Origin of the sequence: Lihuaxuella thermophila (assembly GCF_900110165.1) — a bacterium.
Taxonomy (GTDB): Bacteria; Bacillota; Bacilli; order Thermoactinomycetales; family Thermoactinomycetaceae; genus Lihuaxuella; species Lihuaxuella thermophila.
The window spans coordinates 1-13,276 of the sequence record NZ_FOCQ01000019.1; the positions used below are offsets into that span (position 1 = coordinate 1).

The following is a 13,276-nucleotide window of genomic DNA, read 5'->3' on the forward strand; positions in this document are numbered from 1 at the left end:
GGTGGGGCAAATGATTGGGGTGAAGTCGTAACAAGGTATCCCTACCGGAAGGTGGGGATGGATCACCTCCTTTCTACGGAGTATCTTCGGATACAACAAACGAATTCTCTTCTCAGGTCGTGATGCTACTCACTCTTTAGTTTTCAGGGAATGCGGAAGATCTGGCTTTCACAGCCAGGTCTTTTTTTATTGCGTTTATGGCAGTTTTTGTAAAAATCTAGTTCGTTGACAAACCTGTATATACAGGTTAAAATGCAGGAGAAAATGAAAAGGCTTTCGTTTTTTATTTTTGCCTTTCAGCCTGTATATACAGGTTTGCTCAAGCCATCATTCTTATGCAATTGTTTCCCATGTATCAAGAGAATAATAAAGAAACAGAGGAGTGAACTTACGATGGGGAAAATCTCGTTTGACTTCTTTCAGCGGATCGGCCGGTCCATGATGGCCGTTGTTCTGATTCTTCCGCTGGTATCCATCTTGATGGGGCTCGGCGGAGTTCTTTTGAACCCGAGTGTGCATGAAGTGGTTCCCTTTCTCAGCGGACACGGATGGCAGGTGACCGGCGAACTCATGCAACGGGCGGGGCAGGCCGTTTTTAATAACCTCCCGGTTCTCTTTGCCGTTGCCATTGCCATTACGTGGACAGGCCGGGGCATGGCCGGTTTTTCCGCGTTGATTGCGTTTTTTATTATGCATACCGTCATCGGGGCATTGATCGACATCACGGGAATCCGGCTGAACGAGCGGATGCTCGGAACCGAGCTGGGCATAGAAACCATGCAGACAGGTGTGTTTGGCGGAATTTTGATCGGCTTTTTGACCGCTTATCTGTATAACAAGTTTCACAAAGTGGAGCTGCCCGATGTCATTTCGCTCTTCAGCGGGGAGCGCCTTGTGCCGATTGTCGCTTCCTTTGGTGCAATCATTGCCGCAGTTGCTCTGTTTTTCATCTGGCCGCAGATCAGCAAAGGCGTGCTGGCTCTCGGTGATTTTGTGGCTAAAAACACCAACCCTTTGATCGTCGGTTTGTATGGCGGCATCGAAAAACTGCTGATTCCGTTCGGACTGCATCATATCTACAATACACCCCTGTTGTTTACGGAAATCGGCGGGACTTACGTGACGGTGGATGGCGCTCGCGTTGTCGGTGACCAGAATGTTTACATCGCCCAGGTGATTGACAAATTGAAAAATAGTGCTGTCTCCATTACAGGCGGCCAGTATATCGCAGGGAAATTTATTCCGGTGATGTTCGGGCTCCCGGCTGCGGCTCTCGCCATGTACCGCACCGCCAAAGCGAGCAAGAAAAAGGCCGCGAAGTCGCTCTTGATTGCTGCCGGGATCACTGCATTGCTCACCGGAATTACCGAACCTCTTGAGTTCACGTTTCTTTTTGTGGCCCCTGTGTTGTACGGGGTGCATGTCGTTTTGACCGCTCTTGCTTTTGGTCTCGTGAACGCTCTCGGATACCATGCCGGTTTTGCCGGAGGGTCCGGTTTGATCGATTTTGTTCTCTTCAACGTATTGCCGAACCATTCAAACGCATGGATGGTCATCCTTGGTTTGGGTCTGGTCTTTTCCGTCATTTATTACTTTGTGTTTAAACTATTGATCGTAAAAATGGATCTGAAAACACCGGGACGCGAGGACGAAGATCAGGAAACAAAGCTGTATACCAAAGAAGAGTATCGCAGCAAAAAAGGCCTGGCTCCATCCGCAGAATCCAAAGAGAGCGAGCAGGACAGCCGGGCGGCCAAAATCCTGGCAGCACTCGGAGGCGCCGAAAACATCACAAAGTTGGATGCCTGTATCTCCAGATTGCGGGTAGGTGTCAAAGAGACCGGAAAAGTGGATGAGGCCGAATTGAAACGATTGGGTGCGTCCGGTGTCATCAAGCTGAACGACGGGGTTCAAGCCGTATTCGGAACCAAATCTTCCGTCATCAAGGCAGAAATAGAGGAACTAATGTAGGATGGGGGAGAAACATTGACGGATTGGTGGAGAAAAGCGGTTGTTTATCAAATCTATCCGAAAAGCTTTTATGATGCCACGGGGGATGGCGTGGGCGATCTCCGCGGAATCATTGAAAAGCTGGATTACTTGAAGGAACTCGGGGTGGACGTCCTCTGGCTCACCCCGATCTATCGTTCCCCGCAGCGAGATCACGGCTACGATATCAGCGATTACTTTTCCATCCATGAACCGTATGGGACGATGCAAGATTTTGAGGAGCTGCTTGCACAAGCCCATGCCCGCGGATTGAAAGTGATCCTGGATATGGTGGTCAACCATACATCAACGGAGCATGAGTGGTTTCAACAAGCCCGTTCCTCCAAGGACAGCCCATACCGCGATTTCTATATCTGGAAAGATGGCAAAGAAGGCCGGGAGCCGAACAACTGGCAATCCAAATTTGGCGGTTCCGCCTGGCAATATGATGAAAAAACAGGTCAATATTACCTGCATCTCTTTGATGTGACACAGGCCGACCTCAACTGGGAGAATGTCCGGGTCCGGCAAAAAGTGTACGAGATGATGCGCTGGTGGCTGGATAAAGGGGTGGATGGATTTCGGCTTGATGTGATCAACCTGATTTCCAAAGATCAGCGATTTCCTGATGACGACCCGTCCGTGCCGCCGGGAGACGGGCGGAGATTTTACACGGACGGGCCACGGATTCATGAATTTCTACGGGAAATGAACGAAGAGGTGTTTTCCCGATACGACATCATGACCGTGGGGGAGATGTCCTCGACCACCATTCCCCAGTGCGTGCGGTATACGAATCCCGACAGCCGGGAATTGAATATGGTGTTTAATTTCCATCATTTAAAGGTCGATTATCCGAACGGTGAAAAGTGGGCAGTCGGGGAATTTGATTTTCTCGCCTTAAAAAAAATTCTGGCCTCCTGGCAGACGGGGATGAACAAAGGCGGAGGCTGGAATGCCCTGTTTTGGTGCAACCATGACCAGCCCAGAGTCGTCTCCCGCTACGGTGATGACGGGACCTATCACAGGGAATCGGCCAAAATGCTCGCCACGGCCATTCACATGATGCAGGGAACGCCTTTTATCTATCAGGGTGAGGAAATCGGAATGACCAACCCCGACTTTACATCGATCGACGATTACCGCGATGTGGAAACGCTCAATATGTACCGAATCCTCGGAGAGCGCGGCTTAAGCGAACAGGAAAGAATGAACATCATCCGCCAGAAATCGCGGGATAATTCCCGAACGCCGATGCAGTGGGATGATTCCCCAAACGGCGGGTTTACCACGGGTAAGCCATGGATTGACCCGGCCCCCAACTTTAAGGACATCAATGTCAGGAAAGCCCTTGCCGATCCTCAATCAATCTTTTATCATTACAAGGAATTGGTTCGTCTGCGCAAAACACATGAGATCATCACAACGGGAAATTTTGAGCTGCTGGCGGAAGATCATCCGGATGTATTCGCCTATCTTCGCAGCAGTGACCGGGAGAAACTGCTGGTCGTGAACAACTTCCGCCGCCATGAAACGTCATTTATCCTGCCTGACACGGTAGAGACGGACGGTTGGCATACCGAGGTATTGATTTCCAACTACGAGGATGCGCCCAAGAACTTGACCCGGCTGAAGTTGAGACCCTACGAATCGATTGTGTACCGCCTGACGAAATAGGAAGAATCCCGTTTCATCCGGAGAGGAGACGATCATGGATAACATCTATCTGACGATCTATCATGATCTTGTAAAACAAATTGAGGAGGGCCGGCTTTTGCCCGAGACCAAGCTCCCGTCGGAAAATGAACTGGCAAAAATATACGGAACTTCGCGGGAGACGGTTCGCAAGGCCCTCCATCTCCTCTCTCAAAACGGCTATATTCATAAGATTAAGGGAAAAGGCTCTTTTGTTCTCCATGTGCATAAACTTGATTTTCCCGTTTCCGGTTTGGTCAGTTTCAAAGAACTGGCAAGGAAAATGGATAAAGAATCCAAAACCCATGTCCTCTCGCTTGACTTGACGGACCCGGAACCTTATGTAGCCAGGCAACTGAACACTTCAACCTCGGAACCCATCTGGAAAGTGGTCCGCGTGCGCGAAATCGGCGGAGAAAAAATCATTCTCGATAAAGATCATTTCCTCAAGCATGCGATCCCCCCGTTAACCAGGGAAATCTGTGAGGATTCCATCTACGAATATTTGGAACCGCGCCTGGAAAACAAGATCAGCTTTGCGAAAAAAGTGATCACCGTTGAAGAACCTTCGGCAGAGGACCGCCGTTACCTTGACTGGCGGGATTTTCCCATGATCGTGGTGGTGCGCAACTACGTCTATTTGGATGACAACACCTTGTTCCAATATACCGAATCACGCCATCGACCGGACAAATTCCGCTTCGTCGACTTTGCCCGCCGGCATTAGCATGTGTTCAGGATGAAGTCAACTTAAAATCCCAGGGAGTCGTTCGTTCATAGTTGATGATTGATCCCGGGAACCATGCTGCTTTTCATCCCCTAGGAAAACAGCGAGCATCTGAAGCCGGGATCATTTGCCGGATGAGCAGGGCAGGGCGGAAGGACGGGTTTGGCCGGGTGGGGCAGGATGTTGAGCATGCCGAAGCCGGACTCCCGGGCGAGCTCTTTGCATTGATCGGCTGTCTCCTTTTCCATAATCGTCAGGGTGAATAGATGATAGGAAGGGACCAGCTCGCATAACACATATCCCAATTTGTCCAGGTACACGGCGGCCACCTCGATAAACAGCTCTTTCAAGGCTGTGGACGGATGTTTTTCCTGCTCCCAGGCATATTCGGCAGACCAGCGCCCCTCTTTGATCACCCATGCCCGGCGTTTGGCGCGGATCGGGTGACGCGGTTCTTTCGGTGTGGGCAGATCATCACAGATATCGAAATCGGAAAATTCGAAGATCAGGTTGCGGTCATGCAAACCGTTGATCAAGGCAAGCCAGGGAAGATGGTTGGTCGGCCGGCGAAATTCCTTCCAGTCGCTCCGCTTTTGTTTGTAATATTGCAAATAGACGCGGGGATTTTGTATGCTAAACCGGACTTCCTCCACCAAGCTGGGGTCTTCAGGCAACAGACAACGGGTGAGCTCAATTAATTTTTCAGGATTGTACCTCATAAAAATCCCTCCGTCGGTCTGAATGGCGTCGGTCTATTTCCTGCTGTTCACCTCAAATTCACGAACAAATGTTCTATTATTGATTATATGGAAAGTGCGAACGGAGAGCAAGCTGTATTTTTGCTTGAACTCGGAAATATAGATGACGAGCGGATCGGAGGAGGAGAGATGATTCAAGTCAGCTTTTCCCATCTTGACTACAATGTGGCCGACTTGCAGAAAGCGATGTCGTTCTACGATCCGGTGATGGAGGTACTCGGCTTCGTCAAGGAAGCCCATCAACCCGCCTGGTGTCTGTACAATAACCAGCGATTTAAGCTCTGTTTGGTGGAGTGTGAAGATGCTTTTAAAGGTGCCGGATTTCACAGAAAGAGGCCGGGGCTGAATCATCTGGCTTTTCATGTGGAAAAGAAAGGGGACGTGGATCAGCTGCATCATTTCCTGTTGCAAAGGAAAATCCCCATTCTCTATGGCGGACCGGGACAATTTCATGATGAAATCGAATATTACGCTATCTTTTTTGAAGACCCGTTTCGCTTAAAGTTGGAAGTGGTGTACAGCCCACGGTATTTTTCCATTTAAACCTGATCCATACTGTCAAGTCCGGGTGCTTCCCGTCCATCATGGCTAAAATCGTGCGAAGTGTGATCGATTCCATGGGTCACAGAATGGCAAAAAATGAGCTATCAGACATAGAGAAAACCATATCGGAAATCGTGGCTACGTTCGATTATGCTACAAGGAAAATACCTGATCAGGAGAGGATTAAGTAAGCATTTCTCAATTTAAGCGATTGGATGAAAAAATTGCGGCTGCAAAAAAGATCCATTTTCAATTAACAAGTTTAAATTTATTTCAGTGTATGCAGAAGGGATCTGATAATAGCCTTGTTTATTTCTTTCAACGATATAGCATAAAACATAAACGAAGGCTGTTAAGATGGCCAAGTAAATGGCTTCGCCTTGAATAATGTCAAACAAAGTGCTTTTATTTTTTCGCATATATTCACCTCAATCCTTTTCTATGGTTGTATTATTTAAAACCATCCTATTACGCGCAGAGGGAGCAGTCCGTCGATTTCGGGGCCATCAATCCGGTAAATGGATGATTAACTTAATAAGCTGTCATGTAACTCAAGTCATTCGTGTTGTGAGCATTCCCATAAGAAAACCTCCCTGAATGAATCAGAGGAGGTTCATTGTTTAAATCAAAAATCGATTTTGACTTTGAGGTTTTTAAAACCATTTTAACCCTAGATGTTTTATCGCTTCACCAACATATCGGAAACACTCTTGATCACCGCAAGTTTGCACTGCAACATCTGGACTTTCTTGATATTGCTTTTGGAGAGATTGGAATATTCCTTGATCCCCACCTGTGAACATTTGGACTAACTCATGCCAACGTTTCGCTAGAGCTAGAACAGTTGGGTCAGTGGGAGGAGTCCCTTTTGCCATCTCTGCGCGTACTTTGGCAATCAGCTCAGGCCATTCATTCTCAGCCGAATGAATCGTTTCTTCTCCCAACATTTCTCTTCTTTTTTTCAGATATTCCATCTGTTCTTCGTTAAAGTACTTTTCTGTCATCTTCATCGCTCCTAATAAATGAATGAGTTGCTCTACACTCAGCTCTTGTCGACTCGTAAGGACACGCTCTAAATTCGCCAGTTGTCGATAAAGCTCATGTTGCTCCTGAATTTGCGCTTCTACTCTCTCTCGATGCATGCGGACGAGCTTTAGAGGAATGAGCTGTCCACTTTCAAGGATTTGCTTGATCTCCTCTAATGGAAATCCAAGCTGCCGTAGCGATAAAATTTGTTGTAACCGGAGAAGATCTTGATAAGTGTAAAGACGATGTCCTGTTTCGGTATGTTCAGTAGGCTTCAACAGCCCCAACTGATCATAGTACCGCAACGTTCGTACCGTGATTCCAGTCTGTTTTGCTATCTCTCCCACTTTCCAAACTTGTTTCGCCACTTGGGTACCCTCCTTTTTGAGTGGCCAATTTGAATGTACAACATGACGTAACGTAAGGTTCAAGAGAAAATTATAAAATTAGGCAGGAATCAAAAAACATAACCACTTAATATCGATACGCTCAAACCTTGCGATATCCCTGAGAATACCTGATTTGTCGAATAGTTGATATCTCATGCTTCTTTGATGTTCTCTTCCGGATTGTTCGGATAGACTCGCTCCAAAAAAAGGGCCTCGGTTATTAAAGAGGATGGCCATGGAGATCGGTTATTTCAGCCCAAGAAAGAACTTCTCAAGCTTGGTGAAAAAGCTTTGGGGGGTTACCGATCCGAGTCATGCAATTCCCGGATTAGCCGAAGAAACAGCTGATTCGATCCGCAAGGAAATCGAACTTTATGCGAGGTTATACGATGAGCATGTCTGAAAAATTAACCAGACACCGTCTGCATCCCATTTCCATCCTTTATTTTATTGTTGCTGCTGTTAAAAAATCTTTATCATTTATTTGGGTATTTCCGTTGTTAGTTTTGTTTATACATCAAGAAATAGATAAGCAGATCCCTCCTAAATTTCGTTGAACCACCTTCCGCTTGAAGAGGCAACAAATATTTATCAGTACACGCTTAAAACAAAAGAATCGGTCTGAAGATTACGAAAGGGTCACGGAAAATACCGTGACCCTTCATAAATAAAAATAAGGTTTTTGGAAATGCGAGCGGCAATTCTCCCCATTTCAACGGGCAAGAGGAAAGCGAACGTACCACAGGCACTTCCGTTGGCCGTCGGACGAGGGGCGCCCCCTAAATGCTTTAAAAACCCCCCATCCACTGGGCTCCGAGTACAAGCCCCCCCAAGATCCAAACGTAAACGGCAAAGCCTTTCAGCGAACCTTTTTGCAAGATCGAGATCATCCATTTGACGGCAATATATCCGAATACCGCGGAAAAGGCCGTTCCGATTAACAACGAGCTGAGCGGCAGCATTTCCGGGCCGCCTTCGACCAGCTTCTTTCCTTGCAGAAGAACCGCACCCGCGATTGACGGAATCGAAAGCAAAAAGGAAAAATAGGCCGCCGCCGATTTGTCGATTTTGCGGAAAAGGGCGGCAGCGATCGTCAGGCCGGAACGGGATAAAGCCGGCATGATGGCGGCTCCTTGAAAAATGCCGATCCAAACGGCGTCACTGTAGCGGATCTGTTCTACTGATTTGGTTCCCTCCCGTTTTACGGCATCGGCTGCCCACAACATCACACCCGTCGCCAGGAACTCCCAGCCGATGGTGACGCCTGTTTTTGAGATCTCTTCAAAATAATCTTTAAAGGTCAAGCCGATGATTACGGTAGGGATCGTGCCGGCGATCACCAGCAAACTGATCCGGCTCCAGGGCTTTCGTATGATTTGGAGGATTTCCCGCCAGTACACGGTGAGTACCGCCAACAGGGTTCCCAAATGGAGCATGGTGTCCAGGAAGAGACCGGCTTCATCCAATCCAAACAAATGGCGTCCCAAGTAGAGATGGCCCGTGCTGCTGACGGGCAAAAATTCAGTTAAGCCCTGTATGATGCCGAGAATGGCCGCTTCAATCCAATTCATCCACATCCATCCTGTCTGCTGGAATTAAGCAGACGAGAGAAGCTTTCCGAGTTCCCCGATGACATGAGTCAATGGGACTGTTTCATCGTAGATGCCGTGAATTTCACCCTGTGCATTGATCAGAACACTGGCAGGAACCGATGTGAGACCATATGCGTCATAGGTTTGGCGACCCTTGTCACGCAAAACGGGAAAACCGTATCCCGTCTGCTTCATCACTTCCCATACTTTCTCCGGGTCCGCTTCCCGGCCGGTGACATTTACTGTGAGAAAAACAACTCCGGGATTTTGCAGCGAACGGTAAAGCAAATCTTTTTTCGGCAAAGTTTCCTGACAGGCCGGGCACCAGGTGACCCAAAATTCCAGCCATACCACCTTGCCCCGGTAATCACTCAGGGAATGCAATCGTCCCTCTAAATCGGTTAAATGAAAGATGGGTGCTTTTCTTCCTTTCAAGGTTCAATCCTCCTCAGGCGGCAGTTTGCACCGGTAGGCTTACAGGCGGATGGAAATGAGGCCGGTAAACAACAAAATCAGGCAGATGATTTGCATCAGGGAAAGTCGTTCGCGATAAATCAGGATGGATAAGATGGCGACCACCAGGCTGTTGGTGGCGAAGATGGGAGCGACGATGCTGCCCGGCCCGTCTTCCAGGGCAATGGCGTAGATCTGCATCCCGGCAAAGGAGAAAAGCCCCGCTCCCAGACCCCAAAGCGTTCCGATCCGAATTTCCCTCGGGTGGTGAGTTTCTTTTTTCCTGAAAATCTCCACCGTAAACCAGAGAAGGCCGAACAGATAACTGATAAACAAAATGGTCGCATTCGGCAGATGCATTTCCTCTGTCACTTTTAGGCCGCCGTTGCGGAAGAAGAAAAGCAGTGTGGCCGACAAGACCAGCACGTACCAGCGGATGTCCTTGATGCGCAAACTTTCATTCGGATCGATCGGCAGCAAGGAGACGGCGACCACCAGTAAGAGCACACCGGCCGCTTCCGTGAGGGACAGCCGTTCTCCGTACAGCCACATCGATAAACCGATCGTCAGGACGATATTGCTGTTTACCAGCGGGGAGGTTAAACTGGCGGGCCCGTACTCCAACGCTTTCATAAACAGCAGGTTTCCGACGGCTGATCCAAAGCCGATCATGATTCCGGCGATCATGATGGGGATGTTCAAAACAGCCGCGTCCGTGTGGAACATCCACCATAAAAAACCGAGCGTGCCGGAAAAATAGAGGCTCCACAGCAGATGGTCCGTAGATCCCCGTTCAGCGGAGCTGATTTTCATCATAAACCCGGCCAAACCGAAGGTGAGCGAGCTGAAGAGGGCCAAGATAAACCACATGGAGTTGTTTCGATCCTTTCTGCTTCCAGGTGTGACAACTTAGTTATGATAGCGTGAATGCCTGGTATTCGTCTACCGCTGGTTGTCCGGGGTTACTTTTATATTTATGTGAATGCGGACAAATTATTTGTACAATTCGACTTCAATCGCTTTCGGAAAGTTGACACCGGTGGATGCGACACAGGCATGTTAGAATAAGAGAAGCAGGAAGCCCAAATGGGGGAAAGATGATGCAACAACCGGATCTGTTGAATGAACTGAAAAATACGGCATGGGAGCTGGTCGGCTACCGTTTGCCCAAGGAGACCTTTAACGACTTTTCCCATCCCAACAACCGTTTGCTCATAGGAGTCACCTGTTTGCGTGCCGGATATGCGGATGTGGCCTATCAGCTGTTTGATTCCGTCGCCGGGGAAGGCCCGAAAGAAAACCCCAACCACCACTTCGCTTATGTGCGCAGCCTGGTGGAGATGGCGGAGATCGATGCGGAACGGGGACAATTCGAACGGGCGGAAGAGCTGATGAAGGAAGCTTTGAAAGAGTACCCCGAGTCGATGGGCTACATGATGAGCCGTGTTCACCTGGAGGTCTATCTGGCCTACTATCAGTACCATGCAGGAAAAAAAGAAGCAGCGCATGCTTACATCCAATCGATTTGTGAACGCGAGAAGGAGCGGTTCGCCGGAATGCCCAGGCACGATGCCGTCAGCCTGGTGGGACCCGGGCTCTGTTATGCTATCCATCAATGGGCCCTCTTTTACGCTGTAGAGGGAGACTGGGCACGAGCCGTGGACAAATTCAAAGAGATGTTGCCTTATGCTGCGGCATCCGACGCTGCGGGCATTCAAGAGGCGGACGCCCTGCTGGCCGACGGTGATGCGGAGCAGGCGTTTTACCGTTATGTTGAAGCGGTTCGTTACAAAGACGGTGAATAAGTGAACAAATAAATGGACTCAGGAGGAGATGGACCATGCAAACGGCCACAACGATTGCCTTGAGAGATTGGGCGGTTACGGTGGAGGCGTTAGGAGAGGGCAAGCAAATTCTTTTGATGCGCAAGGGGGGGATTCATGAGGAAACCCGCCACTTTGAAGTGCAAAGCGACCAGTTTTTCCTGTATCCCGCTTATGAGCATCAAAAGGAGGAACTGTTAAAGCCGGAGTTTCAGGGCGAGATCGCCAAGACGCTGATCGGATGGTCGCCCGAGCAAAAAACAGCCACGATCAAATATTATGCCAAGCTTTATGAAGACGTGGAATTGATGGATGAAGAGGCTTTGCACCGTTTATATCCGCACCATATCTGGACCAATAATTTTGCCTCGGAACGGTTGAAGTGGAAGAAAAAATTGCCCCTTCATCTGCTCCTGGTGCGGGTTTACAAGTTGAATACCCCTGTGGACATCGAAATCCGCGAAGAATATACAGGCTGCAAATCATGGTTGAAGTTGCCGGACCACTTGCAAGGTCTTCCGGGCGAGCCAGTGCTCACGGATGATGAATTTTCAGCAGAGGTTCAAAAAATTAAAAAGAAGTTGCAAGGAGAATAGGAAAAAAACCGAATGGACTCCCGCTTCAAGGGAGTCCATTCGGTTTTTACTTTGACGGGATTGAGTTCATATGCCTTTCCATTTCCAACAGCAGCTCATCCGACGTCATCTCGTCTTCGATATAGTGATTCATCAGATCCAGCAAAAGAGGGAATTGATCTTCCGGAATGCGCAAAACCTTTAACATTTCCGAGAAGGGATCAAAATGGCGTGACAGAATGTGGATGCTGTTGGAGTGAAACATCTTTTCCAGCTCGGCGGTCCTTTTGTAAATATCTTTGATCATATGAAGGATGATTGCAGCCAGCTGTTTTTGCTCTTGAGTCATTAGCGCTCCCCCTTCTGATGATTTTAAAAATTTATGTAATGTAGATAATGCCGGATAACGGATATTATATCAGAGTTCGGGGGTCTGTCGCATCTTTTTTCACCGAGAAAGAATCTTGAATGTGATTGAAATCAACCCAAAACAGATTGAACAAATTAAAAAGGAGTCTCTTTTATAAAGATAGAATTTTTATGATATATCTCTAAAAGAACAGGAGGGATCGTCTGTGAGAGCCGTCCTTGTTTCCCGGCCGGGCGGAGCGGAGCAGCTCTATATCGGCGAATATGAGAAACCGCATGGTACGGCGGACGATATATTGGTGAGAGTTAAAGCAACTGCTTTAAACCGCGCAGATATTTTGCAACGGGAGGGAAAATATCCGCCTCCAAAAGGGGCGAGTCCCGTTCTGGGGTTGGAGATGGCCGGCGTGGTGGAAGAGGTGGGAGAAAACTGTCGGGAGATGTGGAAGCCGGGCGACCGGGTTTTCGGGCTATTGCCCGGTGGCGGATATGCCGAATATGCGGTGATTCCGGGCAAAATGGCTATGCCCGTTCCGGATTTTTTTACCTTTGAACAGGCGGCAGCCATTCCCGAAGCCTTTTTAACCGCTTACCAAACGCTGTTTTGGATCGGAAGACTCAGAAGGGGAGAGAAGGTGCTGATTCACGCGGGCGCAAGCGGTGTGGGGACGGCGGCCATTCAACTTGCCAAGGCGGCGGGGGCGAGTGCGGCCGTCACCGCGGGCACGGAAGAAAAAAGGAACGCCTGTCTCCAGTTGGGCGCGGATGTTGCCGTGAATTATAAAGAAGGGCCGTTTCTGGAGAAGGTCAAGGCGGCCACCGACGGGGAAGGTGTCGACCTGATCCTGGATTTTGTAGGAGCTCCGTATTGGGAGCAGAATATTGAGCTTCTCAAACCGGATGGCCGCTTGGTGCTGATCAGCAGCCTGGGGGGCAGCCGGGTGGAACAGGTATCGCTCGCGAAAATTTTGGCGAAGCGCTTGCAAATCACAGGGACCACCCTGCGGTCCAGATCCCTGTATTATAAGACGGACTTAACACAAGAGTTTGCTTCCTTTGCGCTTCCTCGCTTCGCAAACGGGGAGCTTCGTCCGGTCATCGACCGTATTTTCTCCTGGGAGAATGTGCAAGAAGCCCACCGCTATATGGAAGAGAACCGAAATATCGGCAAGATCGTTCTAACGATACCTTGAGTGCAGGAACAGGCACTCAGCCGTACATCATGCGATACATATCGAAATCATACTGTTTCATCTGTCTGAAGTTGTATGTATCGATGGTTGTATCAAATAGGTTGCTGATGCGGAAAGTTTTTACGCGATGATCACTGCGATGAA

Annotated in this window: 15 protein-coding genes and 1 rRNA gene; 9 read left to right on the forward strand and 7 right to left on the reverse strand. The window is 48.8% G+C overall.

The annotated features are described in order from the left end of the window. The 4 genes from BMW55_RS16915 to treR all read left to right on the forward strand — a co-directional run. Positions 1-73: ribosomal RNA gene (locus BMW55_RS16915) — 16S ribosomal RNA — on the forward strand; the annotation flags it as partial. 320 nt (positions 74-393) lie between these two features. Further along, on the forward strand, positions 394-1,971 hold the full coding sequence (locus tag BMW55_RS16920) for a PTS transporter subunit EIIC (RefSeq protein ID WP_170839997.1): 1,578 nt from the start codon (positions 394-396) through the stop codon (positions 1,969-1,971). Between the two features lie 15 nt (positions 1,972-1,986). Further along, the gene (gene treC / locus BMW55_RS16925) at positions 1,987-3,666 is read left to right on the forward strand and encodes an alpha,alpha-phosphotrehalase (RefSeq protein WP_089972431.1); all 1,680 of its coding nucleotides are present in this window, start codon (positions 1,987-1,989) and stop codon (positions 3,664-3,666) included. A 31-nt stretch (positions 3,667-3,697) separates the two neighbouring features. Then, complete coding sequence (gene treR, locus BMW55_RS16930; RefSeq protein ID WP_211663687.1) at positions 3,698-4,411, forward strand: trehalose operon repressor; 714 nt, start codon at positions 3,698-3,700, stop codon at positions 4,409-4,411. A gap of 92 nt (positions 4,412-4,503) precedes the next feature. Here the strand turns inward: treR and BMW55_RS16935 are convergent, their stop codons facing one another. Beyond that, entirely contained in the window at positions 4,504-5,130 is a 627-nt protein-coding gene (locus tag BMW55_RS16935; RefSeq protein WP_089972438.1) for a DUF6630 family protein, read from the reverse strand. Between the two features lie 168 nt (positions 5,131-5,298). Here BMW55_RS16935 and BMW55_RS16940 point away from each other — a divergent pair, with 168 nt between their 5' ends. Next, positions 5,299-5,712 carry a VOC family protein gene (locus BMW55_RS16940; RefSeq protein WP_170839998.1) on the forward strand — a complete coding sequence of 138 codons (414 nt, stop codon included), beginning with the start codon at positions 5,299-5,301 and terminating at the stop codon, positions 5,710-5,712. Positions 5,713-5,915: 203 nt separating this feature from the next. Here the strand turns inward: BMW55_RS16940 and BMW55_RS19540 are convergent, their stop codons facing one another. Together BMW55_RS19540 and BMW55_RS16950 are read right to left on the reverse strand one after the other, a co-directional pair. Next, complete coding sequence (locus tag BMW55_RS19540) at positions 5,916-6,131, reverse strand: hypothetical protein (protein ID WP_089972446.1); 216 nt, start codon at positions 6,129-6,131, stop codon at positions 5,916-5,918. Between the two features lie 234 nt (positions 6,132-6,365). Further along, the gene (locus tag BMW55_RS16950; protein WP_170839999.1) at positions 6,366-7,106 is read right to left on the reverse strand and encodes a MerR family transcriptional regulator; all 741 of its coding nucleotides are present in this window, start codon (positions 7,104-7,106) and stop codon (positions 6,366-6,368) included. A gap of 256 nt (positions 7,107-7,362) precedes the next feature. Between BMW55_RS16950 and BMW55_RS19545 the strand changes: the two genes are divergently transcribed. After that, positions 7,363-7,530: a hypothetical protein gene (locus BMW55_RS19545; RefSeq protein ID WP_170839996.1), complete on the forward strand. Its 168-nt coding sequence runs from the start codon at positions 7,363-7,365 to the stop codon at positions 7,528-7,530. A gap of 385 nt (positions 7,531-7,915) precedes the next feature. Here the strand turns inward: BMW55_RS19545 and BMW55_RS16955 are convergent, their stop codons facing one another. Genes BMW55_RS16955 through BMW55_RS16965 form a run of 3 tightly spaced genes read right to left on the reverse strand, consistent with a single transcriptional unit; the run spans position 7,916 to position 10,042 of the window. Continuing rightward, the gene (locus BMW55_RS16955; protein WP_089972455.1) at positions 7,916-8,698 is read right to left on the reverse strand and encodes an undecaprenyl-diphosphate phosphatase; all 783 of its coding nucleotides are present in this window, start codon (positions 8,696-8,698) and stop codon (positions 7,916-7,918) included. Between the two features lie 24 nt (positions 8,699-8,722). Then, positions 8,723-9,154, reverse strand: coding sequence for a TlpA family protein disulfide reductase (locus BMW55_RS16960; protein ID WP_089972458.1), 432 nt, complete (start codon positions 9,152-9,154; stop codon positions 8,723-8,725). A 39-nt stretch (positions 9,155-9,193) separates the two neighbouring features. Continuing rightward, the gene (locus BMW55_RS16965; protein ID WP_089972461.1) at positions 9,194-10,042 is read right to left on the reverse strand and encodes an EamA family transporter; all 849 of its coding nucleotides are present in this window, start codon (positions 10,040-10,042) and stop codon (positions 9,194-9,196) included. 230 nt (positions 10,043-10,272) lie between these two features. Between BMW55_RS16965 and BMW55_RS16970 the strand changes: the two genes are divergently transcribed. Next, a complete protein-coding gene (locus tag BMW55_RS16970; RefSeq protein ID WP_089972465.1) occupies positions 10,273-10,977 on the forward strand; it encodes a tetratricopeptide repeat protein in 705 nt (234 codons plus the stop codon). Between the two features lie 35 nt (positions 10,978-11,012). Next, positions 11,013-11,591, forward strand: a complete 579-nt coding sequence (locus tag BMW55_RS16975) for a DUF1802 family protein (protein WP_089972468.1) — start codon at positions 11,013-11,015, stop codon at positions 11,589-11,591. 46 nt (positions 11,592-11,637) lie between these two features. On the opposite strand, the gene BMW55_RS16980 is transcribed toward BMW55_RS16975, so the two are convergent. Further along, positions 11,638-11,919: a hypothetical protein gene (locus tag BMW55_RS16980; RefSeq protein WP_089972472.1), complete on the reverse strand. Its 282-nt coding sequence runs from the start codon at positions 11,917-11,919 to the stop codon at positions 11,638-11,640. 226 nt (positions 11,920-12,145) lie between these two features. Between BMW55_RS16980 and BMW55_RS16985 the strand changes: the two genes are divergently transcribed. Then, positions 12,146-13,132: an NAD(P)H-quinone oxidoreductase gene (locus BMW55_RS16985; RefSeq protein ID WP_089972475.1), complete on the forward strand. Its 987-nt coding sequence runs from the start codon at positions 12,146-12,148 to the stop codon at positions 13,130-13,132. Positions 13,133-13,276 lie beyond the last annotated feature (144 nt).